Source organism: Rhizobacter fulvus (genome assembly GCF_964020785.1).
This window is the reverse complement of the sequence record NZ_OZ224516.1, coordinates 2115327-2141928: the sequence shown is the minus strand read 5'-3', so window position 1 is coordinate 2141928 and position 26602 is coordinate 2115327. Positions and strand designations below refer to the sequence as shown.

The 26602-nt window shown below is 71.1% G+C and carries 29 protein-coding genes; 17 read left to right on the top strand and 12 right to left on the bottom strand.

What is annotated here, in order from left to right:
- Positions 1-74: 74 nt before the first annotated feature.
- The 3 genes from ACWH49_RS10165 to ACWH49_RS10155 form a co-directional block, all read right to left on the bottom strand.
- A complete protein-coding gene (locus tag ACWH49_RS10165; RefSeq protein WP_448171359.1) occupies positions 75-1343 on the bottom strand; it encodes an RNA polymerase sigma factor in 1269 nt (422 codons plus the stop codon).
- A complete protein-coding gene (locus ACWH49_RS10160; RefSeq protein ID WP_448171358.1) occupies positions 1340-1759 on the bottom strand; it encodes a YciI family protein in 420 nt (139 codons plus the stop codon). Before ACWH49_RS10160 ends, ACWH49_RS10165 begins: the two co-directional genes overlap by 4 nt.
- Positions 1760-1853: 94 nt before the next feature.
- A complete protein-coding gene (locus ACWH49_RS10155) occupies positions 1854-2207 on the bottom strand; it encodes a YciI family protein (protein WP_448171357.1) in 354 nt (117 codons plus the stop codon).
- Positions 2208-2319: 112 nt separating this feature from the next.
- On the opposite strand from ACWH49_RS10155, the gene ACWH49_RS10150 reads away from it, so the two are divergent.
- Positions 2320-3666, top strand: coding sequence for a CzcE family metal-binding protein (locus ACWH49_RS10150; protein WP_448171356.1), 1347 nt, complete (start codon positions 2320-2322; stop codon positions 3664-3666).
- 1 nt (position 3667) lies between these two features.
- Here the strand turns inward: ACWH49_RS10150 and ACWH49_RS10145 are convergent, their stop codons facing one another.
- Entirely contained in the window at positions 3668-4573 is a 906-nt protein-coding gene (locus tag ACWH49_RS10145) for a crotonase/enoyl-CoA hydratase family protein (RefSeq protein ID WP_448171355.1), read from the bottom strand.
- Positions 4574-4634: 61 nt separating this feature from the next.
- Positions 4635-5006 carry a thioredoxin domain-containing protein gene (locus ACWH49_RS10140; protein WP_448171354.1) on the bottom strand — a complete coding sequence of 124 codons (372 nt, stop codon included), beginning with the start codon at positions 5004-5006 and terminating at the stop codon, positions 4635-4637.
- A 135-nt stretch (positions 5007-5141) separates the two neighbouring features.
- Here ACWH49_RS10140 and cysT point away from each other — a divergent pair, with 135 nt between their 5' ends.
- Genes cysT through ACWH49_RS10115 form a run of 5 tightly spaced genes read left to right on the top strand, consistent with a single transcriptional unit; the run spans position 5142 to position 9546 of the window.
- Entirely contained in the window at positions 5142-6035 is an 894-nt protein-coding gene (gene cysT / locus ACWH49_RS10135) for a sulfate ABC transporter permease subunit CysT (protein WP_448171353.1), read from the top strand.
- A complete protein-coding gene (cysW, locus tag ACWH49_RS10130; protein WP_448171352.1) occupies positions 6032-6904 on the top strand; it encodes a sulfate ABC transporter permease subunit CysW in 873 nt (290 codons plus the stop codon). Before cysT ends, cysW begins: the two co-directional genes overlap by 4 nt.
- Positions 6901-7905, top strand: coding sequence for a sulfate/molybdate ABC transporter ATP-binding protein (locus ACWH49_RS10125; RefSeq protein ID WP_448171351.1), 1005 nt, complete (start codon positions 6901-6903; stop codon positions 7903-7905). The genes cysW and ACWH49_RS10125 overlap by 4 nt, the downstream gene beginning before the upstream one ends.
- 7 nt (positions 7906-7912) lie before the next feature.
- A complete protein-coding gene (locus tag ACWH49_RS10120) occupies positions 7913-8848 on the top strand; it encodes a CysB family HTH-type transcriptional regulator (RefSeq protein WP_448171350.1) in 936 nt (311 codons plus the stop codon).
- Between the two features lie 11 nt (positions 8849-8859).
- A complete protein-coding gene (locus tag ACWH49_RS10115) occupies positions 8860-9546 on the top strand; it encodes a GNAT family N-acetyltransferase (RefSeq protein ID WP_448174335.1) in 687 nt (228 codons plus the stop codon).
- Here the strand turns inward: ACWH49_RS10115 and ACWH49_RS10110 are convergent.
- On the bottom strand, positions 9527-10861 hold the full coding sequence (locus ACWH49_RS10110) for an MFS transporter (protein ID WP_448171349.1): 1335 nt from the start codon (positions 10859-10861) through the stop codon (positions 9527-9529). The two genes, ACWH49_RS10115 and ACWH49_RS10110, sit on opposite strands and share 20 nt — an antisense overlap.
- A gap of 28 nt (positions 10862-10889) precedes the next feature.
- A complete protein-coding gene (locus ACWH49_RS10105) occupies positions 10890-11429 on the bottom strand; it encodes a sigma-70 family RNA polymerase sigma factor (RefSeq protein WP_448171348.1) in 540 nt (179 codons plus the stop codon).
- Between the two features lie 141 nt (positions 11430-11570).
- Here ACWH49_RS10105 and ACWH49_RS10100 point away from each other — a divergent pair, with 141 nt between their 5' ends.
- The 8 genes from ACWH49_RS10100 to soxX all read left to right on the top strand — a co-directional run bounded on the left by ACWH49_RS10100 (position 11571) and on the right by soxX (position 18106).
- Entirely contained in the window at positions 11571-12296 is a 726-nt protein-coding gene (locus ACWH49_RS10100; protein ID WP_448171347.1) for a response regulator transcription factor, read from the top strand.
- Positions 12293-13828, top strand: coding sequence for a sensor histidine kinase (locus tag ACWH49_RS10095; protein WP_448171346.1), 1536 nt, complete (start codon positions 12293-12295; stop codon positions 13826-13828). Before ACWH49_RS10100 ends, ACWH49_RS10095 begins: the two co-directional genes overlap by 4 nt.
- Positions 13829-14018: 190 nt before the next feature.
- On the top strand, positions 14019-14837 hold the full coding sequence (locus ACWH49_RS10090; RefSeq protein WP_448171345.1) for a sulfite exporter TauE/SafE family protein: 819 nt from the start codon (positions 14019-14021) through the stop codon (positions 14835-14837).
- Positions 14838-14930: 93 nt separating this feature from the next.
- A complete protein-coding gene (locus tag ACWH49_RS10085) occupies positions 14931-15755 on the top strand; it encodes an HDOD domain-containing protein (RefSeq protein ID WP_448171344.1) in 825 nt (274 codons plus the stop codon).
- A gap of 125 nt (positions 15756-15880) precedes the next feature.
- A complete protein-coding gene (soxY, locus tag ACWH49_RS10080; protein WP_448171343.1) occupies positions 15881-16339 on the top strand; it encodes a thiosulfate oxidation carrier protein SoxY in 459 nt (152 codons plus the stop codon).
- 14 nt (positions 16340-16353) lie between these two features.
- Positions 16354-16665 (top strand): thiosulfate oxidation carrier complex protein SoxZ, encoded by a 312-nt coding sequence (gene soxZ, locus ACWH49_RS10075; RefSeq protein WP_056471863.1) that lies wholly within the window; start codon positions 16354-16356, stop codon positions 16663-16665.
- Positions 16662-17462: a sulfur oxidation c-type cytochrome SoxA gene (soxA, locus tag ACWH49_RS10070; RefSeq protein ID WP_448171342.1), complete on the top strand. Its 801-nt coding sequence runs from the start codon at positions 16662-16664 to the stop codon at positions 17460-17462. The genes soxZ and soxA overlap by 4 nt, the downstream gene beginning before the upstream one ends.
- Before the next feature lie 5 nt (positions 17463-17467).
- Entirely contained in the window at positions 17468-18106 is a 639-nt protein-coding gene (soxX, locus tag ACWH49_RS10065) for a sulfur oxidation c-type cytochrome SoxX (RefSeq protein ID WP_448171341.1), read from the top strand.
- Here the strand turns inward: soxX and ACWH49_RS10060 are convergent.
- On the bottom strand, positions 18051-18956 hold the full coding sequence (locus ACWH49_RS10060) for a CPBP family intramembrane glutamic endopeptidase (protein WP_448171340.1): 906 nt from the start codon (positions 18954-18956) through the stop codon (positions 18051-18053). The genes soxX and ACWH49_RS10060 overlap by 56 nt on opposite strands.
- A gap of 149 nt (positions 18957-19105) precedes the next feature.
- Between ACWH49_RS10060 and ACWH49_RS10055 the strand changes: the two genes are divergently transcribed.
- Positions 19106-20797: an AMP-binding protein gene (locus ACWH49_RS10055; RefSeq protein ID WP_448171339.1), complete on the top strand. Its 1692-nt coding sequence runs from the start codon at positions 19106-19108 to the stop codon at positions 20795-20797.
- Positions 20798-20811: 14 nt separating this feature from the next.
- Here ACWH49_RS10055 and ACWH49_RS10050 read toward each other — a convergent pair whose 3' ends face one another.
- On the bottom strand, positions 20812-21600 hold the full coding sequence (locus tag ACWH49_RS10050) for a class I SAM-dependent methyltransferase (RefSeq protein ID WP_448171338.1): 789 nt from the start codon (positions 21598-21600) through the stop codon (positions 20812-20814).
- A 213-nt stretch (positions 21601-21813) separates the two neighbouring features.
- On the opposite strand from ACWH49_RS10050, the gene ACWH49_RS10045 reads away from it, so the two are divergent.
- On the top strand, positions 21814-22800 hold the full coding sequence (locus ACWH49_RS10045; protein ID WP_448171337.1) for a glycosyltransferase family 2 protein: 987 nt from the start codon (positions 21814-21816) through the stop codon (positions 22798-22800).
- A complete protein-coding gene (locus ACWH49_RS10040; protein WP_448171336.1) occupies positions 22797-23663 on the top strand; it encodes a ChbG/HpnK family deacetylase in 867 nt (288 codons plus the stop codon). The genes ACWH49_RS10045 and ACWH49_RS10040 overlap by 4 nt, the downstream gene beginning before the upstream one ends.
- Here the strand turns inward: ACWH49_RS10040 and ACWH49_RS10035 are convergent.
- From ACWH49_RS10035 to ACWH49_RS10025, 3 genes are all read right to left on the bottom strand, one after another.
- On the bottom strand, positions 23638-24009 hold the full coding sequence (locus ACWH49_RS10035; protein ID WP_448171335.1) for a GtrA family protein: 372 nt from the start codon (positions 24007-24009) through the stop codon (positions 23638-23640). The genes ACWH49_RS10040 and ACWH49_RS10035 overlap by 26 nt on opposite strands.
- Positions 24006-25505 carry a glycosyltransferase family 39 protein gene (locus ACWH49_RS10030; protein ID WP_448171334.1) on the bottom strand — a complete coding sequence of 500 codons (1500 nt, stop codon included), beginning with the start codon at positions 25503-25505 and terminating at the stop codon, positions 24006-24008. The genes ACWH49_RS10035 and ACWH49_RS10030 overlap by 4 nt, the downstream gene beginning before the upstream one ends.
- A 94-nt stretch (positions 25506-25599) precedes the next feature.
- Positions 25600-26598 (bottom strand): tripartite tricarboxylate transporter substrate binding protein, encoded by a 999-nt coding sequence (locus tag ACWH49_RS10025; protein ID WP_448171333.1) that lies wholly within the window; start codon positions 26596-26598, stop codon positions 25600-25602.
- Positions 26599-26602 lie beyond the last annotated feature (4 nt).

Sequence of the window (26602 nt, the reverse complement as noted above, 5' to 3'; positions counted from 1 at the left end):
CCCGGACCAGCGACCGCCGAACTCGACGCCTTGCTCGCGGACTCGAAACGGTCTTCCGAGCAGGACCTGACCCGTCAACGCAGCGCCGCCGCCCGCGCCAGCAGCAACTCGCGTTCGCGCGCATTGCGCGTCATCGCCGCGGCGCGTTCGAACTCGGCGCGCGCGTCGGCCGCGCGCCCGAGCTTGGCGAGCAGGTCGGCATGCACGCTGGGCAGCCAGTGGTAGCTCGCCAGCCGCGGGTCTTCGATCAACGCCCCGACCAGCGGCAAGGCCTCGGCCGGACCGTACGCCATGCCGATCGCGACCGCCCGGTTCAGCTCGACCACCGGCGACGGCGCGACCTGCACGAGCGCGTCGTACAGCGCGACGATCTGCGCCCAGTCGGTCGCGTCGGCGGTACGCGCCCGCGCGTGGCAGGCCGCGAGCGCGCCCTGCAGCGCATACGGCCCGCGCGCGCCGCCCAGCGCTTCCGAGCGGGCCAGCGCGGCGAGGCCGCGGCGGATCAGCAGCGGATCCCAGCGGCTGCGGTCCTGCTCCATCAGCAGCACCGGGCGGCCCTCGGCGTCGGTGCGCGCGGCGGTGCGCGAGGCCTGGATCTCCATCAGCGCCACCAGGCCGTGCACCTCCGGTTCGTCGGGCACCAGGCCGGCGAGGATCCGCCCGAGGCGCAGCGCCTCTTCGCACAGCGCGGGGCGCATCCAGTCGTCGCCGGCGGTCGCGGAATAGCCTTCGTTGAAGATGAGGTAGATGACTTCGAGGACCGAGCCGAGCCGCTCCGGCAGCGCCGCGGCGCGCGGCACCTCGAACGGCACCTTGGCCGCGGCGAGCGTGCGCTTGGCGCGCACGATGCGCTGCGCGATCGTCGGTTCGGGCACCAGGAACGCGCGTGCGATCTCCTCGGTCGCGAGGCCGCCGAGCAGGCGCAGCGTCAACGCGACCCGCGCGTCGGTGGACAGCACCGGGTGGCAGGCGGTGAACACCAGCCGCAGCAGGTCGTCGCCGATGTCGTCCTGGCGCGCGGCGTCGAGCGCGTCGACGAAGTCGGGCGTGACGTGGGCCTGCAGCGCGTCCAGGTCGGCGCCGAGCTCGTCGTGCTTGCGGGCGTGCAGTGCGTCGGCGCGCAGCCGGTCGAGCGCGCGGTTCTTCGCGGTGGTCATCAGCCAGGCGCCGGGGTTGTCGGGCAGGCCGTCGACAGGCCAGCGTTCGAGCGCGGTGACGAGCGCGTCCTGCGCCAGCTCCTCGGCCACGCCCACGTCTCGCACCAGCCGCGCGACGTGCGCGATGACCTTGGCCGATTCGATCCGCCAGACGGCCTCGATCGCACGGTGCGCGGCGGTGCTCACTTGCTGATGCGATCCAGCTCCCGCAGCCGCGCGATCGACTCGGTCTGCGGGAAATCGTCGATCTCGTACAGCGGCCGGACCTCGATCGTCGCCTCGACACCGCGTCCCATCGGCGCCGGGAAGCGCCGCGCCCACTCCATCGCCTCCTCAATCGAGCGCACCTGGATCACGGTGTACCCGGCGACCAGCTCCTTGGTCTCGGTGAACGGGCCGTCGACGACGCGGCGGCTGCCGTCGCGGCCGTAGTGGATGCGCCAGCCCTGTGCGCTGGGCTTCAGGCCGCTGCCGTCGAGCAGCACGCCGGCCTTCTGCAGTTCCTCGTGGTAGCCGGTCATCTCGGCCATCAGCGTGTCGTCTTCGGGAAAGATGCCGGCCTCGCTCTCGGCGGTGGCCTTGACGATGATGATGAAGCGCATGGGGAATCTCCGTGTCGATGCGGTTGCTGTCTCCCGTACGACGCGCCGGCCGCGGGCGGATCGACACGCAGCCGCCGTCGTTACATGCGCGCGGTCACGCCCAGCACGGTCCCAGCTGGCGGACTTCGACCGTGCACCACGCCGCCGCCGGGCACTCGGCCGCGATCGCGACAGCCTCGTCGCGCGTCTTGCAGTTCAGCAGGAAGAAGCCGCCGACCATCTCCTTGGCCTCGGCGAAGGGCCCGTCGACCAGGCTGGTGCGGCCGCCGCGCACCTGCACCCGGGTGGCGTTCCTGTCGTGGGCCAGCGACTCGACGCCGAGCAGCACGCCGCGCTGCTTGAGCGCCTCGGCGAACGCAAGCATCTGCGCATAGACCTGCTGGCCCGCCTCGAGCCCGCGCTCCTCGCGCTGGCCGCGCGGCTCCACGATCAACAGCATGTAGGACATCGGTGTCTCCGGAGTTCAGGGCGGCATTCTGCCGCGCGCCGGCCGGCTCGTTACAGCGGTTCGCATCTGATAGGGGTACGCCGCACAGACGCAACTGATCACAATTCGCCGCATGCGCGCGATCTTCATCAGCTACCGCCGCGACGACACCGAGGGCCACGCCGGGCGCCTGTTCGAAGACCTGTGCGATCGCTTCGGCAAGGGCTCGGTGTTCATGGACGTGGCCGGGATCGAGCCGGGGCGCGACTTCCGGCGCGTGATCGAGCAGCAGGTCTCGTCCTGCGGCGTGCTGCTGGCAGTGATCGGCAAGAACTGGCTGACCGTCGCCGACAAGCACGGCCAGCGCCGCCTCGACGACCCGTACGACTTCGTGCGCCTTGAAACCGCGAGCGCGTTGAAGCGCGACATCCCGGTCATCCCGGTGCTGGTGCACGACGCCGAGATGCCGCGCGCCGAGCAGCTGCCCGACGACCTCCGGGAACTGGCGTTCCGCAACAGCGTCGAGCTGAACCATGCGCGCTGGTCGTCCGACGTGCAATTGCTGATCCAGGCGCTGCTGCCGCATGTCGACGTGGAGCGAGCCGATCCGGCGGTGCGCTTCCCGGGCTGGGCGACCGCGTCGATCGCGGTGCTGGTGGCCGGCGGTGTGGGCTACGCGGCGTGGGACCACTTTGCGCCCGCGCCGCCAGCGGGCGACGAGCCGCCGGTCGCGTCGCCGGCCTCGTCCCCGAACTTGTCGGCAAGCGCGTCGGCCGCGGCGGCGGCGTCGGCCGCGCGGGGGGTCGCGCAGCCCGCGTCCGCGTCGTCGCTGGCGCGCGCCGCGTCGACGCCATCGGTTGCCGCGAGCGCCCCGGCGGTCGTGGCGACGGTCGGGGCCGCCTCCGCAACCCGGCCCGCGCCGGTGCCCGCCGCGCCGCCAGCCGCGAGCCGCGCGCCGGCGCCGAAGCCGCCGTCGCCACGCCCGCCGGCACCGGCACCGGCACCGGCACCGGCACCGGCTCCCACGGCTGCGCCTGCGGCACAGCCGTACCCCCGCCCGGCGGACGCCGGGTCGGGCTATGCGCCTGCGCCCGCGGCAGCGCCAGCACCGTCACCGTCACCGTCACCGTCACCGATCTCCGCCGCGCCGCGGCCGGCACCGGCGCCGCCGGTGGCCGCCGCACCACCTTCGGGCCCGCAAGTGCTTGCGGCGCGCAGCGATCCGTCGTTGGAACTGTTCGGCAGCCCGGCGCCGGTCTCGCTGGTGACGCGGACGATCGCGATCGGGCCGGGCACGAGCTACGTCAACGTCACCGGCGGCGAGGTGATCCGCTTCGATATCGGCGACAAGAGCTTCGTCTGGAACTTCAATGGCCAGCGCAGCAGCTTCGACCTCGCCAAGGTGGCGCCGCCCGGGCTGCTCGCCCGCAAGATCACGGCCTACGTGGCGCCGAACCCGATGCAGCCGCGGCGCAGCTGAGTCACTCGTAGGGGCGGTCCTGCCACCACGGGAAGAACGCCGGCATGTCGGTCGAGACCTTGCTGCTGAATTGCGCGGGGCGCTTCTCGAGGAACGACATCACGCCTTCCTTCGCGTCGGGCGACGCGCCGCGCGCATAGATCGCGCGGCTGTCGATCTTGTGGGCCTCCATCGGGTGGTCGGCGCCGAGCATGCGCCACATCATCTGCCGCGTCAGCGCGACCGAGACCGGCGCCGCATGGTCGACGATCTCGCGCGCCAGCGCACGCGCCGCCGGCAGCAGCGCGTCCGGCGCGTGCACCGCGCTGACGAGGCCGCCGGCGAGCGCCTCGGCGGCCGGGAAGATGCGGCCCGAGTACGTCCACTCCAGCGCCCGGCTGATGCCCACCAGGCGCGGCAGGAACCAGCTCGAACACGCCTCGGGCGTGATGCCGCGGCGCGCGAACACGAAGCCGATGCGCGCCGTCTCGGAGGCGAGCCGGATGTCCATCGGCAGCAGCATCGTCGCGCCGATGCCGACCGCCGGGCCGTTGATCGCCGCGATCACCGGCTTCAGGCATTCGTAGATCCGCAGCGTGACGCGACCGCCGCCGTCGCGCACCGACTCGTGGCTCCAGACCGGCTGGCCGGCCGCGTCGAGCGGCGTGCCGGCCTTGTCGGGCTTGTCCTCGCGCTTGGCGTAGTCGAAGGTCTTGGCGCCCTGCGACAGGTCGGCCCCGGCGCAGAACGCGCGGCCGGCGCCGGTGACGATGATCGCGCGCACCTCGTCGTCGGCATCGGCGGCGTCGAACGCCTTGATCAGCTCGTTCATCATCGGGCCGTTGAACGCGTTGAGCTGCTCGGGGCGGTTCAGCGTCAGGGTCAGGATCTGGTCCTCGACCTCGTAGCGCAGGGTCTCGAAATTCATCGTCGGTGTCTCCGTGAGGGCGCGCCGACGGCGCGGCGCAGTGCCCGCATCGTGCACCGATTCAGCCGGGGTCGCTGTCGCCTGGTTGACCGGCCGGCAGGCGCTGCACGAACGCGTCGACCTCGGGCGCATCGGTGCGCGGCGCCAGGTCGCCGTCGAGCGCGCGCTGCACCAGGCGCGCCAGCGTGGCCGGCTGCGGCGTGATCGTGCCGAAGAACAGCGTGTGGGCTCCGCGCGCGATCAGCAACGTCGGGAAGTTCTCGACATCCACGTCGTCGAGCAGCGCCGCGTCGTCCTCGATGTCGAACCACGCGAACGCGGTGCCCGCATCGAACGAGGTCGCCGCGGCGTCGAAGGTCGCGCGGTAGTCGCGGCACACGCCGCACCAGCCGGCGCACAGGCAGATCACGCGCAGCGCGGTGTCGTCGTTCATCCGCGCAGTGTGCCGTGGCCGCGCTCGCCTTGCAGCCGCTGGGCTTAGCTGAAAACCTGCAATCGAATCCACGGATATGCAAATTCGGATTTCATGGTTCCGCGCGCCGCCGGCCGCGACTAACCTGCGCGGCCGATGCCAGCCACCCTCGCCCTTCCTCCCCTCGATCACGCCGCCCCGCTGCCGCGCCGCAAGCCGCGCCGCGTGCTGCCCGGCTTCGGGCTGTCGCTCGGCGTCACGATCACGTACCTCTCGCTGATCGTGCTGATCCCGCTGTCCGCGGTGTTCTTCAAGACCGCCTCGATGGGCTGGGAGCGCTTCTGGAGCGTCGTCACCTCGCCGCGCGTCGTCGCGTCGTACCAGCTCAGCTTCGGCGCCTCGCTGCTCGCGGCCGCCATCAATACCGTGTTCGGGCTGCTGCTCGCATGGTCGCTGGTGCGCTACACCTTCCCCGGCAAGAAGCTCGTCGACGCGCTGATCGACCTGCCGTTCGCGCTGCCCACTGCGGTCGCCGGCATCGCACTGACGGCGCTGTACGCGAAGAACGGCTGGCTCGGCGGGCTGCTCGAGCCGCTCGGCCTCCAGGTCGCGTTCAAGCCGCTCGGCGTGCTGGTCGCGCTGACCTTCATCGGCCTGCCGTTCGTCGTCCGCACCGTGCAGCCGGTGCTGGAAGACATCGACACCGAGCTGGAGGAGGCCGCCGCCAGCCTGGGCGCACACCGCTGGCAGACCTTCCGCCACGTCGTGCTGCCGGTGCTGACGCCGGCGCTGCTGACCGGCTTTGCCCTGGCGTTCGCGCGTGCGGTCGGCGAGTACGGCTCGGTGATCTTCATTGCCGGCAACCTGCCGATGGTCTCGGAGATCACGCCGCTGATGATCATCACCAAGCTCGAACAGTTCGACTATGCCGGCGCGACGGCGATCGCCACCGTGATGCTGGCGTTCTCGTTCGCACTGCTGCTCGCGATCAACGGGCTGCAGGCGTGGAGCGCGAAGGCGCGCGGCGTCGGCGCGGGGCGTGGGCGATGAGCGCGCTCGCACCCGCCGCGCGCTGCGAAGCCAACCCCGCGACACGCGAGGCGCCGTGGGTCCGATGCACGATCCTCGCGCTCGGCCACGCCTTCTTCGCGCTGTTCCTGCTGCTGCCCCTGACGACCGTCTTCACCGAGGCGCTGCGCAAGGGCGTCGACGTGTACCTCGCCGCGCTGACCGAGCCCGACGCGGTCGCCGCGCTGAAGCTCACGCTGATCGCCGCGGCGATCGCGGTGCCGCTGAACCTGGTGTTCGGCGTGTGGGCCGCGTGGCTGGTGACGAAGTTCGATTTCCGCGGCAAGAGCTTCCTCGTCACGCTGATCGACCTGCCGTTCTCGGTCTCGCCGGTCGTCGCCGGGCTGATCTACGTGCTGATGTTCGGCGCGCAGGGCTGGTTCGGCCCGTGGCTGCAGGCGCACGACCTGAAGATCGTGTTCGCGGTGCCGGGCATCGTGCTCGCGACCACCTTCGTGACCTTCCCGTTCGTCGCGCGCGAGCTGATCCCGCTGATGGAGGCGCAGGGCCGCGAGGAGGAAGAGGCCGCGGCCGTGCTCGGCGCTTCCGGCTGGCAGACCTTCCGGCACGTGACGCTGCCGAACGTGAAGTGGGGACTGCTCTACGGCGTGATCCTGTGCAACGCGCGGGCGTTCGGCGAGTTCGGCGCGGTCTCGGTGGTCTCGGGGCACATCCGCGGCTTGACCAACACGCTGCCGCTGCACGTCGAGATTCTCTACAACGAATACCAGTTCGCCGCCGCGTTCGCGGTCGCGTCGCTGCTCGCGCTGCTGGCGCTGGTCACGCTCGCGCTGAAGCAGTTCGTCGAGTGGCGGCAGGCGCGCAGCAGTTCAACGGAAGCAGTCGCATGAGCATCCAGGTCCGCCACATCCACAAGTCGTTCGGCAGCTTCACCGCGCTCGGCGACGTGAGCCTCGATTTTCCGATCGGCGAGCTCGTCGCGCTGCTCGGCCCGTCGGGCTGCGGCAAGACGACGCTGCTGCGCATCATCGCCGGCCTGGAGAGCGCCGACCGCGGCAGCGTGCTGCTCGATGGCGAGGATGCCTCGGACACGCACGTGCGCGAACGCCAGGTCGGCTTCGTGTTCCAGCACTACGCGCTGTTCCGCCACATGACGGTGTTCGACAACGTCGCGTTCGGCCTGCGCGTCAAGCCGCGCGGCCACCGGCCGAGCGACGCCGAGATCCGGCGCAAGGTGCACGAGCTGCTCGATCTGGTGCAGCTCGACTGGCTCGCCGACCGCTTCCCGCCGCAGCTCTCCGGCGGCCAGCGCCAGCGCATCGCGCTGGCCCGCGCGCTCGCGGTCGAGCCGCGCGTGCTGCTGCTCGACGAACCGTTCGGCGCGCTCGACGCCAAGGTGCGCAAGGAGCTGCGCCGCTGGCTGCGGCGCCTGCACGACGAGCTGCACATCACCAGCATCTTCGTCACCCACGACCAGGAGGAGGCGCTCGAGGTCGCCGACCGGGTCGTGTTGATGGACCACGGCCGCGTCGAGCAGGTCGGCTCGCCGACCGAGGTCTACGAGCGCCCGGCGACGCCGTTCGTCTACGGCTTCCTAGGCGCGTCGAACCGCTTTCCGGGCCAGACGGGCGGCGAGCTGGGCTTCTCGCGCCCGCACGAGGTCGCGATCGCAACCCAGCCGGCGGCCGGCGGGACCGAGGCGCGCGTGTTCCGCGTGCTGAGCTTCGGCGCCGCCAGCCGCGTCGAGCTGACCGGTGCCGGCGACCAGCACTTCGAGGTCGAGCTCGCGCGCGAGCGGGCCGAGGCGCTGGCGCTGCAGCCGGACCAGCGCGTCTGGCTGGTGCCGCAGCGCTTGAGCGTCTTCGCCGCGCCGCTCGACGAGGCGGCATAGTCACGGCATGAACTTCCAGCAACTGCGCATCATCCGCGAGGCGGTCCAGCGCAACTTCAACCTGACCGAGGTCGCGAACGCGCTGTTCACGTCGCAGTCGGGCGTCAGCAAGCACATCCTGGATCTGGAGGACGAGCTCGGCATCGAACTGTTCGTGCGCAAGGGCAAGCGGCTCACCGGGCTGACCGAGCCGGGGAACGAACTGGTCGGCATCGTCGAGCGCATGCTGATCGACGCGAAGAACATCAAGCGGCTGGCCGAACAGTTCGCCAACCGCGACGAGGGCAGCCTGACGATCGCGACCACCCACACCCAGGCGCGCTACGCGCTGCCGCCCGTGGTGCGGCGCTTCAAGCAGGCGTTCCCGAAGGTGCACCTGGTACTGCACCAGGCGAGCCCCGCCGAGATCGTCGCGCTGCTGCAGTCGGGCGAGGCCGACATCGGCATCGCGACCGAGGCCCTCGACGGCGGCAACTCGGCCATCGGCAACTTCGCCAGCTTCCCGTTCTACGACTGGCACCACCTGGTCGTGGTGCCCGACGGCCATCCGCTGACCCGGGTCAAGAAGCTCACGCTGCAGGGCCTGGCCGAGCACCCGCTGATCACCTACCACGCCGGCTACACCGGCCGGCCGCGCATCGACACCAGCTTCCGCGAAGCCGGGCTGGCGCCCGATGTCGTGATGAGTGCGCTCGACGCCGACGTGGTGAAGACCTACGTCGAGGTCGGGCTGGGCGTGGGCATCATCGCGTCGATGGCGTTCGACGCCGCGCGCGACGCCGCACTGCGCAGCATCGACGCCTCGCACCTGTTCCCGCCGAACACCACACGCATCGCCGTGCGGCGCGGCCATTACCTGCGCGGCTACGCCTACCGTTTTCTCGAGGAATGCTCGCCGACGCTGACCCCGGCGGTCGTGAAAGGCGCGCTCGACGCGGAGTAAGCTTGCAGCCGATGGCGACCGCGCTGCTCGACAACATCTTCTGGCATGCCTTGAACGGCCCGCAGGCGCAGTGGGCGGCGGGTGGCGGCGGTGTGCGACGCTACGCCACGGGCTTCTCGCCGATCGTCGCGTTCGAGGACGCGTCGAACGCCGACTTCGAGGCCCTGGCCGCCTGCACCGCCGAAGGCGAGTCGCTCTATGTCGCGGGCTGGTCCGGCGCGCTGCCGCCGGGCTGGCGGCTCGATGCCGATGCGACGATGCTGCAGATGGTCTGGGACGCGCCGGCGCCCGAGGTCGGGCCCTTGCCCGGCCTGCGCGCGCTCGGCGCCGCCGACGTGGCCGAGGTCCTGGCGCTGACGGCGCTGACCCATCCGGGCCCGTTCGGCCCGCGCACGATCGAGCTTGGCGAGTACCTCGGCTGCTTCGACGGCGAGCGCTTGATCGCGATGGCCGGCGAGCGTTCGCAGGCCGGACGCTGGCACGAGATCAGCGGCGTCTGCACCCACCCTGACGCGCAGGGCCGCGGCCTGGCGGCCGGGCTGATGACCCGGCTGATCAGGCGCCAGCTGGCCGAGGGCGAGGTGCCGTTCCTGCACGTGATGCGCAGCAACGCCAACGCCGTGCGACTCTATCGCCGCATGGGGTTCCGGGAGCGCATCGAGACCCCGGTGCGGGTCGTCACGCGGGTGCCGGCATAGCCGCCTCCGCGGCGCGCGGCTTCATCAGCGGCAGCACCGCCAGCACGATCATGCCGACCGCGGCGTCGACCGCCAGCGTCACCGGGTAGCCCCAGCGCGTGATCGCCCAGCCTTGCCACCACGCGGTGTAGCTGATCACCAGGTTGGACATCGCCATGTACGCGGTGAACTGGGTGGCCGCCACGGCCTTCGTCGTCACGTCCATGAACAGCGCGCTGCGCACGCCGTAGTACAGGCCCTGGAAGATCGCGAACGACAGGCTCGCGATCCAGAACGCCGCGAGCAGCGCGGCCGACGGCTGCGGCCGGTTCGCGGCCTTCAGCTCGACCGGCATGATCCAGTGCGCCTGCGCCATCGTCCACGCCAGGTACAGCGTCGGCAGCGCGGTCAGGAAGATGAACAGCGCCAGCATGCGGCGCCGGCCGTAGCGGTCGGACAGCCAGCCGCCGGCGATGCACGCGAACGCGAAGATCACCGTCGAGGCCAGGTTCAGCTGCGCGATCTGGTTGTCCGACAGGCCGAGCTCGACCGCGAGATTCGACTGCAGCGCCAGGCTCAGCGCGTACGCGCCGGCCGGCAGCAAGGCCACGACGACGCCGACCAGCGCCGCGCGCGAGCCGGTGAACGCACGCCACGAGTCGCGCACGAACGCGGCCAGCTCGCGGCCGATCGCAGCGGCCGCGCTGCCCGGCTGCGGTGGATGCGGCCCGCGCTTCGGCTCGTTCAGCGGCAGCACGACGAACACCGTGACCGCCAAGATCGCCGCCATCACGAACACGTAGGTCGAACTGAACGGCAGCACGTCGGACAGGAACAGCACGCCGGCGCCGCCGATCGCCTGGCCGATCGAGGCGCCGGCGAACATGAAGCCGTTGGCGGTGCCGCGCTCGGGCTCGGGCAGCACACCGACCGCGAGCGCGTCGATGGCCACGTCCATCGTCGCGGCGAACGCGTTGTGGAGGAAGATGATCGCGGTGAACAGGCCGAGCTGGGTCACGAAGTTCACCGGCATCGCGAGCACCAGCGTGCCGACCATGCCGAGCTGCATCATCAGGATCCACAGGCGGCGCCGACCGAAGCGGTCGGTGCTGAGCGTGTCGACGAACGGGCCCATCACCCACTTGAACGCCCACGGCAGGTACAGCGAGCCGACGAAGGCGCCGATCTCGGCCGGGCCGAGCTCCTGGCGCCGCATCTGCGTCGCGATCGCGACGGCGGTGAACCCGAGCGGGATGCCTTCGGTCACGTAAAGCAGGAAGAACGCGACCAGGCGGCCGATGCGGGTCGAGAGGAGATCGGGCAACGGAAGGCGCATCGGCCCGATCGTACCCAAGCCGCCCCTTTCAGGACAGCAGCTGCTTGCGCGCGCGGTGGATGCGCACGAACAGGTTCTCCTCGCTGATGCCGAGCGCGCGGCACACCTCCTCGGTGCTCTGCTCCTCCAGCACGCGCAGGCGCATCGCGTCGCGCAGGCCGGGCGGGAGCGCCTCGATCCGTTGCAGCGCGAGCATCAGCAACTGGTGCTGCTCGGCGACCTGGTCGGGACGCGGTTGCGGGCACTCGATGTCGCAGACGCCGGATTCGTCGTCGTCGTGGCCGAACGCGTCGTCCAGCGAGTCGGTGCCGGCATTGCGACGCACCGTGTCGACGATCTTGTGCTTGAGCACCGCCGTCAGCCACGAGCGCAGCGCAGCCCGGCCGGCGAACACGGCGCGGCCCGAGAGCACGGCCTCGAACACGTCGTGCACCGCGTCCTCGGCCAGCAGCGGGTCGCGCAGCTTGCGCTGGGCGAAGCGCACCAGGTAGCCGCGGTGCGCGACCATCTCGGTCCACGAGACGCTGGGGACGAAGGCGACGGGGTGGGCGGCAGCGGCGGTGTTCATGGGGCGGTGTCCATCGGGTGGCGATGGAATGAACTGTCGGCGGCGCACCTCGCGCCCACCTCACCGAACCTCACGGGAAGATCACAATCTCGTCAAGGCGCCGGCGTAAGAGCCGGCGGTTCCGTCCGACCTACCTTGCCCATGCCGCCTGCCCACATCCTCGTTGCCGAAGACCAGACCGACATCCGCGACCTGCTGGTGATGAACCTGCGCAACGCCGGCTACGAGGTCTCGGCGGTGGGCGATGGCGAGGCGGCGCTGGCGCAGCAGCTGGCCGCGCCGGCCGACCTGCTGGTGCTCGACCTGATGATGCCGCGCATGGGCGGACTGGAGGTCTGCAAGGCACTGCGCGCCAAGGGCAGCGCGGCACCGATCCTGATGCTGACCGCCAAGTCGACCGAGCTCGACCGCGTGCTCGGCCTGGAACTCGGCGCCGACGACTACCTGACCAAGCCGTTCTCGCTCGCCGAGCTGCTGGCGCGCGTGAAGGCACTGCTGCGCCGTGCGCAGCTGCTGGCGGCCGCGCAGACCGCCGGTGCGGCGGGCGCCAAGGCGGCCGCGAGCATCCGCAACGGCGAGCTCGAGATCCTGCCGGCCAAGCGCCAGGTGCGCTGCCGCGGCGAGTCGATCGAGTTCACCGCGCTCGAGTTCGACCTGCTGCTGCACTTCGCGTCGCACCCCGGCCACGTGTTCTCGCGCTCGCAGCTGCTGAACGCGGTTTGGGGCTACACCCACGACGGCTACGAGCACACGGTGACAACCCACATCAACCGCCTGCGCGCCAAGCTCGAGGCCGACCCGATGCGGCCGCAGATCATCCTGACCGCGCGCGGCGCCGGCTACAAGATGCGCGACCTCGCGCCATGACCGTCCGGCTCAAGCTGGCGCTGGCGATCTTCGCGACCGGGCTGGTGACCATGCTGCTGGTGGTCGCCACCGTGATCTACGCGTTCCAGCGCTTCGAGCACGAGACCACCTACCGCCGCGGCACCGCGTTCCTCGGCCGCGTGGTCGCGAACAACGACTACCTGTTCGAGACCTACGAAGGCGAGCCGGACAAGTTCCGCGGCTGGCTGCGCAACATGGTGCTGTTCGAGCCGGACACGCAGCTCTATCTCCTGGCGCTCGACGGCGCCGTGCTCGCCAGCAGCGGCAACGCGAAGATCCCGCCCGGCTTCAAGGTGGCACTGACGCCGGTGCTGCAGGCGGTCGGCCACCCCGACGCCGCCTACGTGATGGGCGACGACCCGGAGCGCATGGACGCCAACGCCGTCGTCGCGGTTCAACCGGTGCGTCGCGCGACGATGAGCGCCGGCGACGCGGTGGTGGGCTACCTTTACCTGGTGCTGCACACCGGCCCGCCGCCGGGCGCCAACGCGCCCGACGGGCGCTGGAGCGACCTGCGCATGAGCTTCGGCCGGCCGGCGCTCGGGCTGATCGTCGCGGTGGTCGCGTTCACGACGCTGCTGTCGGTGCTGATCATCGTCTCGGTCACGCGGCCGCTGCGGCGCCTCACCGACGCCGTCTCGACGATCTCCCAGCGCGGCCTCGACGCCGGCCTGGCCGACGCGCCGACCGCGTTGCCCGCCGTCACGCGCGACGAATTCGGCCAGCTGACGCGTGCGTTCGAGATGATGCTGGCGACGCTGCGCCGGCAGTGGACCGAATTGCGCCGGCTCGATCACTTCCGCCGCGAGGGCGTCAGCAACCTGTCGCACGACCTGCGCTCGCCGCTGACCGCGACCGTCGCGTGCCTTGAGACGCTCGACGAGCGCTGGGCCGGCGATGCCGCGCGCGGCGAGGACCGCCGCCTGGTCGAGGTCGCGCTGCGCAACACCCGCAACGCCGCGCGGCTGGTGCAGTCGCTGGGCGACCTGGCCAAGCTCGACGAGCCGCAGTTCGCGCTCCACGCCGAGGTCGTCGACCTGGGCGAGCTGCTCGACGACATCGCGCTGCGCTTCGCCGAGCGCGCCGCGCAGCAGGGCATCGCGCTGGAAGCCGCGCGCCCCGCCGACGAGATGCGCGCGCTGCCGATCGCCCGCGTCGACATCGAACTCTTCGAGCGCGCGATCGCCAATCTGGTCGACAACGCGCTGAAGTTCTGCCCGCCCGGCGCACGGATCACCCTGGGCGCGATGGCGGTCGACGGTCGCGTCGAGGTCAGCGTCGCGGATACCGGCCCGGGCATCGCCGCGGCCGACCTACCGCACCTGTTCGACCGCTTCTACCAGAGCCGCCACAGCGTCGCCCCCGCCACCGGCGAGGGCGGGAAAGGCCTGGGCCTGGCGATCGTCAAGCGGATCGCCGAGCTCCATGATGGTGCGGTGGCGGTGACCAGTGCGCCCGGTGCCGGCACTACCGTGCGCCTGACCCTGCCAGCCGCCACGACGCCCGGTTGACCATTCCTCAGAATCCCGGCCGGGAAACCCCTAGTGCACCGGTTCCGGGACGCGCCTACAGTCTGGGTTCTCGCGGCAGGCACCTTCGTGGTGCCGCGCAGGACGGGGCTGAGGAGACAGAGACAACGCACCCAGGCGACATGCCCGCGGTCGCGAACGATACGCAGGCCGCCATGCGCGCCGATGCAAAATGCGAAGGGCGTCAGTTGATCCTGACGCCCTTTTCCATTTCTCCGGACCGTTCCCTTTGCTTGAGACCGCCATCGTCACGCTGGCTGCCCTGTTCGCCGGCTGTGTCGATGCGATCGTCGGGGGCGGCGGGCTGATCCTCGTTCCCGCGCTGTTCAGCGTCTTTCCGAACGCGCCCCCCGCCACGCTGCTGGGCACCAACAAGGCGACCGGCGTCTGGGGCACGGCCTGGGCGACGCGGCAGTTCGCGCGCCGGGTGCAGATCCCGTGGAGCGCGATGGTGCCGGCCGCGCTGGTCGCCGCGCTCGGCAGCCTGGCCGGCGCCTGGACCCTGACGCTGGTCAGCGCCGACGGCCTGCGCAAGGCGCTGCCGATCGTCCTCGTCGCCGTGCTGGCGTACACGCTGGTCCGCAAGGACCTGGGCATCACGCACGCGCCGGCGCTGCGCGGTCGGCACCAGGCGGCGGCCGCGGCGGCGATCGGCGGCGTGATCGGCTTCTACGACGGCTTCTTCGGCCCGGGGGCCGGCAGCTTCTTCGTGTTCGCGCTGGTGCGGGTGCTCGGCTTCGACTTCCTGAACGCCAGCGCCAGCGCCAAGCTGATGAACACCGCGACCAACCTCGCGGCGCTCGCGCTGCTGGCCCTGAAGGGCCATGTGTGGTGGCACGTGGCCGCGGTGATGGCCGTCGCCAACGTCACCGGCAGCCTGATCGGCACGAGGCTCGCGCTGAAACACGGCGCCGGCTTCGTGCGCGTGGTGTTCATCGGCGTGGTCGCGGCGCTGATCCTGAAGACCGGCTGGGACGCCTTCGGCCGCTGAACAGCGGGGCGAGCACCCCGCTTTTCGGGCGACGGGGCGCGGCGCGAGTGCCTAGGATGCAAGCTGTCCTCGCTTCGCTGCCGAAAGCCGCCCATGCCCGTCGACCCCGCCCTGCGCTCGCTGAACATCGACATCCCGTCGCAGCCGGAGTCGCTCGTCACGCTGTCGACGATGCTGGCGGACGAGAACATCAACCTGCAGGCCGTCAGCGCGCTGATCTCGGGCGACATGGCGCTGGCCTCGGCCGTGCTGAAGGCGGTCAACTCGTCGCTGTACGGGCTGCGCGGGCGCGTGCAGTCGGTTCAGCAGGCCATCACCCACCTCGGCACGCGCGAAGTCGCGTCGGTCACCTTCGCGATGGGTCTCAAGGCCGTGTTCCCGGCCGGGCCGGAACTCACGCCGATCTGGGAACGCGCCAGCGTGCGCGGGCTGCTGATGGGCCGCATCGGGCAGGCCGTCGGTGTCGACCCGTGGGCCGCGCACTCGGCCGGCCTGTTCGAGGAATGCGGCAAGGCCGTGCTGCTGCGGCATGCGACGACGCGCTACCGCGAACTGCTGGCGCAGGCCGCCGACGACGAGGAACTGCTGATGCTCGAGCACCAGGAGTTCGGCGTCAGCCACGACGCGCTCGGCGCCGCGTTGTGCGAGAGCTGGGGCCTCGCGCCCGCGGCGGTCGCGAGCGTGCGCTTCCACGTGCTGGTGATCTCGACGCGCGAACTGCCGATGCAGCTGCCGCGGCGCGGCATCTGTGCGTTGTCGGCGCTGGCCCATGCGCTGATGACCGACCCGGATTCGCTCGACGAGGTCGCGCAGGCGGTCGCGCCGCAGGCCGGCCTGGACCCGACCCTGGTGCTGCGCGGCGCGCGCAAGATCCAGGAGCAGATCGAGGCGGCGGTCGCTCGCGAAGCTGCGGACTGACGCGCTGCGCGGGCCTCGGGAATATCCCTGACTCGGCGCGGTTGTCGCGCCGCGCAAGCTGCGGGGGCGCCCATTCGGCCCTACAGTTCCGGCTCGGCGCGATGGCCGCGCAAGGAACTCACTTCATGCAAACCCGACGAGAGATGATGAGCCGCAGCGCCGCGGTGGCCATGCTGCTGGCCGGCGCCGGCGTGCTGCCCGCGCACGCCCAGAGCGCGTGGAACAAGGCGGCGTTCGAAGGCAAGTCCATCGACGACGTGATCAAGGGCCTCGGCATCGCCAAGCCGGTCGAGAGCAAGGACATCGTCTTCACCGCGCCCGACATCGCCGAGAACGGCGCGGTCGTGCCGATCGGCGTCGCCACCACGCTGCCCGGCGTCAAGCGCATCGCCTTCCTGGTCGAGAAGAACCCGACCACGCTGGCCGGCGTGTTCGAGTTCACCGACGCGGTCGAGACCAGCGTCAAGACGCGCATCAAGATGGGCCAGACCTCCAACGTGCTCGCGGTCGCGATCACCGGCGACGGCAAGGTCCTGTACGCGCAAAAAGAGGTCAAGGTCACTTTGGGCGGCTGCGGCGGCTAACAGGAGTACAGAACATGTCCGACCCGATGCGCATCCGCGCGCAAGTGCAAGGCAGCGGCGCCGTCGTGCGCGTGCTGATGAGCCACGAGATGGAGACCGGCCAGCGCAAGGACGCCGCCGGCAAGACGATCCCCGCCTGGCACATCACGGAGGTCACCGCCGCGCTGAACGGCAAGACCGTGATGACCGCGCAGTGGGGCACCGCGATCGCGAAGAACCCGTTCACCGAGTTCGTCGTCAAGGGGGCGAAGGCTGGCGACAAGATCACCGTGACCTGGGTCGACAACCGCGGCGACAAGCGCAGCGACGAGGCCGTCGTCGCATGAAGGCGCTGCGCATGGCTGCGCTGGCCGCGGTCGCTCTCGCCACCGCCGGCGCACAGGCGCAGACGAGCGCCGCGGACGGCATCGCGCAGTACCGCGCGTTGCTGGCCGACGGCAACCCCGCCGACCTGTGGGAAGCCAAGGGCGAGGCGCTGTGGAAGACCAGGCGGGGCCCGAAGAACGCCTCGCTCGAAGCATGCGACCTGGGCAAGGGCCCCGGCGTCGTGAAGGGCGCGTTCGTCGAGCTGCCGCGCTACTTCGTCGACACCCAGCGGGTGCAGGACCTGGAGTCGCGCCTGCTCAGCTGCATGGAGACGCAGCAGGGCTTCAAGGCCAGCGAGATCGCCGCCACACCGTTCGGCCGCGGCGAACAGACCAACATCGAGGCGCTCGTGGCATACATCTCGGCCGAATCGCGCGGGCTGAAGTTCAACCTGCCGCAGGCGCATGCGGCCGAGCGCCAGATGTACGAGGTCGGCAAGCGCGTCTTCTTCTTCCGCGGCGGGCCGTACGACTTCGCGTGCGCGTCGTGCCACGGCGAGGCGGGCAAGCGCATCCGCCTGCAGGACCTGCCGAACCTGACCGTGAACCCCGGCGACGGCGTCGGCTTCGCCGCCTGGCCGGCGTACCGCGTGTCGAGCGGCGAGCTGTGGAGCATGCAGCGGCGGCTGAACGACTGCTACCGCCAGCAGCGCTTCCCGTACCCGGGCTATGCGTCGGACGCGACCATCGCGCTCGGCGTCTACATGGGCGTGCAGGCCAAGGGCGCGGCGTCGACCGCGCCGGCGATCAAGCGGTGAACGACATGAGCATCCCCACCCGAACCTTCGCACTCGCTGCCGTGGCGCTCGTCGCCGGCTGCAGCAGCGCGCCGAATCCGCAGGAGACTCAGCGCATCACGCAGGGCGTCATCCAGTCGTCGTTCCACGAGCAGGGCATTGCCAAGCTCGACCGGCTGACGCAGGACGAGGTCCAGCAGGCCTGCTCCGCCGAGCAGTCGCCGCCGCCCGACGTGATCAAGCGCCTCGAAGCCGCCCAGCTCGCGACCGTGAAGTGGCCGACCGACGGCGTCTACCTCGGCGACTGGAAGGTCGGCGAGGCACTGGCGCAGAACGGCCGCGGCATGACCTGGACCGACCCGGCCGGCGTGCCCGCTGGCGGCAACTGCTACAACTGCCACCAGATCACCAAGGCCGAGATCTCGTACGGCACGATCGGCCCGAGCCTGTACCACTACGGCAAGCTGCGCGGCGTGACCGACCCGGCCGACCCGAAGTCGGCCGCGATCGTCCAGTACACCTGGGGCAAGCTGTGGAACGCCAAGGCCTACAACGCCTGCTCCGGCATGCCGCGCTTCGGGCACGCCGGCGTGCTCACGCCAGCGCAGATCAAGGATCTGATGGCGCTGCTGCTGGACCCGAAATCGCCGGTGAACGCGCAGTAGCGGCCACGGGCGGCGCACCTTCGCCGCCCCGCCGCCAGAACGGCGCGATGAAGCGGCCGCGCCGCCCGGCGATCACCAGCAGCACGACGCCGGCGGCGCTGGCGAGCACGAATGCGACCGCCGAGGCCTCGACGCCGAACGCGCCGCCGGTCAGCCACTCCGGCCCGGCCACGCTGCTGACGAAGATGCCGTTCATCGGGATGCCCGAGGTGGGCAGGCCGTAGATGCCGCTCTGCGTGAAGTTCCACGCCGCGTGGATGCCGATCGCGAACCACAGTCGCCGCGTCAGCAGGTAGGCGGCCGCCAGCAGCACGCCGGCCTCGATCGCGATCGCCACCGCCGCGAGCGCGCTCGCGTTCGGATTGGCGAGGTGGCCGGCGCCGAAGATCGCCGCCGAGATCGCCATCGCGATCCAGGTGCCCAGCGAGGCCTCGAGAAGGCGGAACACCACGCCGCGCATCAGGATCTCCTCGATCGCCGCGGCCGCGAGCGAGACGCACAGCGGGATCAACATCACCGTCACGTCGTCGCGCAGCCCCGTGATCTTGTAGACGCCGAGCAGCGCCAGCACCGCGATCACGCTGCTGAACAGCACCGCGCCGAACGCCAGGCCCGCGCCCAGCTCCTTCAGCGCGCCCGGGCCGCGCAGTTCGTCGGCCGGGCGCTTCTCGACCCAGCGCGTGTACAGCGCGTAGGCGGCCCAGCCGAGCAGGCAGGCGATCGCGACCGACAGCAGCGCGACCGGCACCTTGCCGAAACGCTTCGCGAGCCCCCAGACCGCGGCCTGGCCGATGAACACCGGCACGATGAACAGGAGGGCGAGGGGCAGACGCAGCAGCGGAAATCTCATCGCGCGATCATCGCTGCAAACCCGCGGGCGTGTCCGGGACGGCGGCGCACGCGGACTCGGTAGTCCCTCTCTTGGCGCCGCGTGCGCCTTGCCCTATTTTCGGCGGCGCGCACCGGGCCTGTTGCCCGCCGCGGCCGAGGAACGCCCCGATGTCGACCCCCTCCACCGTCTCGCCCGATGCCCTGGCGCTGCAGCGCCTGTACCACTGGGAGCGCACCGCGCCCGACCGCGTCATCCTGAGCCAGCCGCTCGGCGGCGGCGCAGTGCGCGACTACACCTGGGCGCAGGTGATGGACGAGTCGCGCCGGATGGCCGCGCACCTGCAGGCGCTCGGGTTCGCCCCGGGCAGCCGGATCGCGATCCTGTCGAAGAACTGCGCGCACTGGCTGATGTGCGACTTCGCGATCTGGCTCGCCGGGCACGTGTCGGTGCCGCTGTATCCGACGCTGGCGGCCGGCACGATCCGCCAGATCCTCGCGCACAGCGAGGCGAAGCTGCTGTTCGTCGGCAAGCTCGACGGCTGGGACGCGATGCAGCCCGGCGTGCCCGAGGGCTTGCCCTGCATCGCGACACCGCTCGCGCCGCGCACCCACTACCCGCAGTGGGAGGCGATCGTCGCCGAGACGCCGCCGCTGCAGGGCCAGCCGCTGCGCGACGGGGGCGAACTCGCGACCATCATGTACACCTCGGGCACGACCGGCATGCCCAAGGGCGTGATGCACAGCTTCGAGACCTTCGCGTGGTCGCTGTCGACGGCGCTGAAGCGCGTGCCGCTGCAGGGCGACGCGCGCATGCTCTCGTACCTGCCGCTTGCGCACGTCGCCGAGCGCACGCTGGTCGAACACGGGCTGCTGGCCACCTCGATGCACGTGTACTTCGCCGAAAGCCTCGAGACCTTCGGCGTCGACATGCAACGCGCCCGCCCGACCTGCTTCTTCTCGGTGCCGCGGCTGTGGGTCAAGTTCCAGCAGGGGGTGCACGCGAAGATGCCGCCCGACAAGCTGGCGCGGCTGCTGAAGCTGCCGATCGTGCGCCGAATCGTCGCGAAGAAGGTGCTGACCGCGCTCGGCCTCGACCAGTGCATCATCGCCGCCGGCGGGGCCGCGCCGATGCCGCCGGAACTGCTGCGCTGGTACGAGCGCCTGGGGCTGCCGATCATCGAGGTCTACGGCATGACCGAGAACTGCGGCGTCTCGCACGCCACGCTGCCCGGCGTGCAGCGGCCGGGCACGGTCGGCCTCGCGTACGACGGCGTGCAGAGCCGGCTCGACCCGCAGACCGGCGAGATCCAGGTCAAGAGCCCCGGCCTGATGCTCGGCTACTACAAGGAGCCCGAGCTGACGCGCGACGCGTTCACCGCCGACGGCTGGCTGCACACCGGCGACAAGGGCCAGCTCGACGCCGAGGGCAACCTGCGCATCACCGGCCGCGTGAAGGACCTGTTCAAGACCAGCAAGGGCAAGTACGTGGCGCCCGCGCCGATCGAGGACAAGCTGGTGATGAACGGCGCGGTCGAGGCCTGCGTCGTCACCGGCGCCAACCTCGGCCAGCCGCTCGGCATCGTGATGCTCAATGCCGAGTCGGCCAAGCGCGCCGAAGATTCGACGCAGCGCCAGGCGATGGCGGTGTCGCTGTCGGCCCACCTCGACGCCGTCAACGCCCAGCTCGATCCGCACGAGCAGCTCGACTGCCTGGTCGTGGTCAGCGAACCGTGGACGGTCGACAACGGCTTCATCACGCCGACCTTCAAGGTCAAGCGCAACCGGATCGAGGAGGCCTATGCGCCGCTGTACGAGCGCTGGACCGGCACGCACCAGCGTGTGGTGTGGCACCACGGCTGACGCGTCGGGCCGATCTACCCGGCCACGACGCCCTTGATCGCGTTGGCGCGGGCTTCGCAGGTGATGCGGCCGCGTGCGTCCGGCGCCAATCGTTCGCGCAGGCGTGTCCGGAGCGTCGCGACGTCGGCCGCCGGCATCGCGGCAAGCCGGGGCGCCAGGCGCGGGCCGGATTGCGCGATGCGCCAGAAGGTCTCGAGGTCGTCGAACTCGCGGCGCACGGTGATCACGCGCGTCTCGACCTCCACCAGCCCGGCGTCGCGCCACAGCGTGCGCAGCGCGTCGAGCCGCGACGCCTCGACGCTCGGCGGCCACAGCGGCGGCACGCCGAGCGCGGCCATCTCTTCCTGCAGCACCGCGAACGGGAAGCCGTCGCCGAGGATGTCCCACGCGTAGGCGGAGACGCTGCCGCCCGGCCGCACGACGCGGGCCATCTCGGCCACGCCGCGCGCCGGGTCGGGCACGAAGAAGATCACCAGCGCCATCACCGCGGCATCGAACGCGCCATCGGCATACGGCAGCGCCTGGGCATCGCCGACGTCGAAGCGGGCGACCGCGCCGTCCAGCCGCGCACGTGCATACGCGATCTGCTCGGGCGAGGGATCGATGCCCTGCAGCGAACTGGGGGCGCAGCGCGTCGCCAGCATCTCGGTGAACGCGCCGTTGCCGCAGCCCACGTCGACCCAGCGCCGCCCCGTCGGCGGCGCAAGCCAGGGCAGGAAGACCTCGCCGGCCAGGCGGCTCCACGTGCCCATGAATTCCTCGTACGCGGCGCCGTCGTCGAAGCGGATCTGCGAGTCGTTCATGCGGATTCTCCGGTTACTTTTCCTGCGTCATCAGCAGGTAGGCGTGCGAGAGCACGAATGCGGCGACGAGCAGCCAGCGGTGGATCGAGGTGGCACGGGGCATCGTGCGGGCGGAAAGTCGGCGGATTGCAACGATGGCATGTTGCCACCGACACGCATCGCGCGCGGCGGGCCGGCGGCCAGCTTACAGTCGCATCCGCGCTCCGACGATTCATGACGCCCACCACACCCCGCCCCGCCCGCCCCGCCATCAGCTGCGTCGTGCCCGCGTACAACGAGGCCGAGAACCTCGGCCCGTTGCTGGCCGGCCTGACGGTGCAGCTGGCCGACCTGACCGATCGCTGGGAGGTGCTGGTCATCGACGACGGCAGCCGCGACGCCACGCCGGCCGCGGTCGCCCCGTGGCTGCTGGCGCCGGGCGTGCGCTACCTGCGCCTGTCGCGCAACTTCGGCAAGGAGGCGGCGCTGACCGCCGGCATCGACCACGCCGCCGGTGACGTGGTGCTGCTGATGGACGCCGACCTCCAGCACCCCGCCTCGCTCGTGCCCGAGATGGTCCAGGCCTGGCAGGCCGGCGCCGACATGGTCTGCGCCGCACGCGCGTCACGCGCCGACGAGAGCTGGCCCAAGCGGATCGGCACCGCGCTGTTCTACCGGCTCGTCAACCACAACGCGGCGGTGCCGATCCCGGTCGATGCCGGCGACTTCCGGCTGATGGACCGCCGCGTCGTCGATGCGCTCAAGGCGCTGCCCGAGCGCAACCGCTTCATGAAGGGGCTGTATGCCTGGGTCGGCTTCCACACCGTGATCATCCCGTACGTGCCGGCCGAGCGCCTGTCGGGCACCAGCAGCTTCTCGCTGCGCAGCCTGTCGAAGCTCGCGTTCACCGGCGTCACCGCGTTCACCAACGCGCCGCTGCGGCTGTGGAGCGCGCTCGGCGTCGTGGTCGCGCTGTTCGCGCTCGCGTTCGGCGTGTGGATCGTCATCGAGCACTTCATCTACGGCAGCGACGTGCCCGGCTGGGCCACGCTGGTGTGCGGGATGATGTTCTTCAGCGGCATCCAGCTGCTGTCGATCGGCATCCTCGGCGAATACGTCGGGCGGATCTTCGACGAGGTCAAGCAACGGCCGGTCTACCTGATCGGCAGCCAGGCCGGGCGCGGCGCGATCGCCGCCGCCTCGGACGACGCCGGCGCATGAGCGCCTCGGCCGGCCGCGGCGGGCAGCGCTTGCTCTCCCTGTGTGCGGACGATTTCGGGCTGGCGCCCGGCATCTCCGCCGGCATCGCCCGGCTGGCCCACGCGCAGCGCCTGACCGCGATCTCGTGCATCACCAACAGCCCGCACTGGCCGAAGACGGCCGGGCTGCTGAACGGCCTGCCGGACACGGTCGATGTCGGCCTGCACCTGAACTTCACCGAAGGCCGGCCGCTGAGCACGCGCCTCGCACGGCACTGGCCGACTCTCCCGCCGCTGCCGCGCCTGATCGCACAGGCGCACCTGCGGCTGCTGCCGATCTCGCAGGTGCGCAACGAGGTCCATGCACAACTCGCCGCCTTCAACCATGTGCTCGGCCGTCCGCCCGCGTTCATCGACGGCCACCAGCACGTTCACCATCTGCCGGGCGTGCGCCGCGTGATCCTCGACATGGTCGAGCATGTGCAGCCGCTGCCCGCGCTGCGCAATACCGGCCGGCTTATCGGGCCCGGCGCCGGCTTCAAGCGCTGGGTGATCGAGCGCACCGGCGGGCGCACGCTGGAGCGGGAACTGACCCAGCGCGTGATTCCGCACAACGCGGTGCTGCTCGGTGCGTACGACTTCGTCGATCCCGACTATCAGGGGTGCATGCGGCGCTGGCTCGCCGAGCTGCCCGCCGAGGGCGGCCTGCTGTTCTGCCACCCCGGTGAGCACCTGCCCGGCGATCCGCCCGATGCGATCCAGGCGGCGCGCAAGCGCGAGCTCGCCTACCTGGGCAGCGTGGCGTTCGACGACGATCTGGCGGCGGCCGGCGTGCGCCTCGGGCGCGTCTGGCGGACCGTCACCGAAACGTCCAGACCCGGTTGATCGCGAACGTCAGCAGCAGGCTGGTCAGCGTCGCGATCACCTGCGCGATCAGGTAGTGCAACCCGAGCCGCACGCCGAGCGCGACGATCGCCATCCCGAGTACCGCGCCGAACAGCGCCGTGAGCATGAAGCGCGGCCACGACGCACCGATGCCGCCGCGGTGTGCGAACGTGAACCAGCGGTTGCCCGCATACGCCAGCTGCGCGCCGACCACCGCCCCCGTGCCGGACGCCAGCCAGGCGGCCCAGCCCGCGCCCTCGACGAGCCCTGCGAGCACCCCGTAGTGGAGCGCGGTCGCCACCGCACCGACCAGCGTGTAGCGCGAGAAATGGCGGGCCGTGCTCAAGGGCACACCCGCCCCGGCAAGCGCCAGAGCTCGGTGCGCTTGTCGGCGAACGCACGCGAGGCGCCGGGCAGGCCCGAGACGCGGTCGGCGTGTCCGGCCGACACGATGAACCAGGTCGCGCTCGTGCCGCAGGCCATGCGGTCCAGCTCGGTCAGCGGTCGCAGCAGCTGGCGCGCGAGCGGCGGGTCGAAGCGCGCCGCATCGGCCACCTCCTTGCGCCAGTTGTCGCGGCGCGGAATCTCCGGATCGGCCCAGTCCGCGGCGATCACCACCGGCCGCGCGAGCCGGGCATAGAACGGCACGTCGTAGAAGTATTCGTCGACCATCACGACCCGGTCGGCGGGCTGCATCGCCGCGCGCAGCACCTGCGCCAGCGCCTGGTTCGACTGCGGCGCCTTCCAGGCCGCGAAGCCGACGATCGCCACGCACGCGAGCGCCGCCGCGCCCATCACCGCCCGCCAGGCGCGCCCCGTGCCCGCCGCGACGGCCAGCGCCAGCAGCGCACACCACGGCGCGAGCGCCGGCAGCGCGTAGCCGACCAGCTTGGAGCTCGGGATCGAGAAGAAGCCGACGATCGCGACGACCCACCACGCGTACAGCAACGTGGTCGGGCTGCGATCCGCCCACGCGCGCTTGAACGCCACCGGCGTCCACGCGCTCCACGGCAGCGTCGCGAGCGGCAGCACGGCGAGGAAGAACCACGGACCGTGCACGTTGTTGAAGGTCGACTGCGCGAAGCGGCGGAAGTGCTGCTCCATCACGAAGTAGTCGAAGAAGCCGGGATAGCGCTGCTGCATCACGATGAACCACGGCAGCCCGACGACGGCGAACACGACCAGGCCGAGCGGGTGCAGCAGCCCCAGCACCTGCCGCCAGCGCCCCTGCGCGAGCAGCCACGGGCCGATCACCAGCGCCGGCAGCACGATGCCGATCAGGCCCTTGGCCAGCATCGAGAACGCGCACAACAGCCAGCCGGCCACGAGCCAGCGCAGATCGACCCGGGGCGGTTTGTCGACCGCCCGCGACATCGCCAGCACCGCGGCGGTGATCAGCCCGCCGACCAGCATGTCGTGGTTCGCGTACTGGCCGCCGACGAAGAAGAACGGCGTCGTCGCCAGCACCCCGAGCGCGAGCGCGGCGGTGCGCGCGCCGTGCCAGCGGCGCATCGCGAGGAACAGCGCCGCGCCCATCAGCCAGGCCCCCACCGCCGAGCCGAAGCGCCCGGCGAATTCGTGCACGCCGAGCAGCTGCAGCGCGGCTATGTCGAGCCAGTAGAACAGGGGCGGCTTGTGGAAGAACGGCAGCCCGTTGAGCGTCGGCACCAGCCAGTCGCCGTGCCACATCGCGCGCGCCACCTCGGCATAGCGGCCCTCGTCCGGCAGCAGCAGCGGACGCAGACCGAGCGTGGCGAGCAGCCACAGCGCCAGCGCGCCGAGCAGCACCGGCGCCGAAGCCGGGGCGGCGGCGGCACGGGAGTCAGGGGCGGGAGCGGGCATCGGCGCGGCGGGGTCGGAGTGGCGCGCCATTAGACCATCGGCTCACCCCTGGACCACGCGTCACGCAGGCGATCGGGACGCGGGACGGTGCGGCTCAATCCACCTTCGCGCCCGAGACCTTCACGACCTGCGCCCACTTCTTCGTCTCGGCCGCGATGAAGGCCGCGAACTCGGCCGGCGGCTGGCCACCGGGGATCGCGCCCTGCGACTGCAGCCGCTCCTTGAACGCGGGCGACTGGAACGACTTGGCGGTTTCCTGGTTGATGCGGTTGACGATGTCCATCGGCGTGCCGGCCGGCGCGAACAGGCCGAACCAGGAGCTCGCGTCGAAGCCCTTCATCACGCCGCCGCTTTCGGCGATGGTCGGCAGGTCGGGCAACGCGGCGCTCCGCTGGATCGACGTCACCGCGAGCGCCTTCAGCTTGCCCGACTTGATGTGCGGCAGCGCCGACGGCAGGTTGTCGAACATCAGGTCCATCGTGCCGCCGATCAGGTCGAGCAGCGCCGGGCCGGAGCCGCGGTACGGGAAATGGACCATGTAGGTGCCGGTCACGCTCTTGAACAGCTCGCCGGTCAGGTGGATCGAGGTGCCGTTGCCGCTTGACGCCATGTTCAGCTTGCCGGTGTTCGCCTTCGCGAACCGCACCAGGTCGGCGACGTTGTGGATCCCGGCCGATTCGGCCTTCGCCGGGTTCATCACCAGCACGTTTGGCACGCCCGCGACCAGCACGACCGGGACGAAATCCTTGACCGGGTCGAACGGCATCTTCGGGTACAGCGCCGCATTGATCGCGTGCGTGCCGACCGTGCCCATCAGCAGGTTGTAGCCGTCCGGTGCCGACTTGGCGATCGCGTCGGCACCGAGGTTGCCGCCGGCGCCGGGCTTGTTGTCGATGATGAAGGTCTGGCCGAAGGCCTTCGTCAGCTCGGGGGTCAGCGCACGGGCGAGGATGTCGGTGGTGCCCGCGGGCGCGAACGGCACGACGATGCGCACCGGCTTGTTCGGCCACGCGGACTGGGCGCGCACGGCGGCGGGTGCGAGCAGGGAGCCGGCGCTGGCAAGCAGCAGGCGGCGGCGATCGATCGTCGGCATGGGG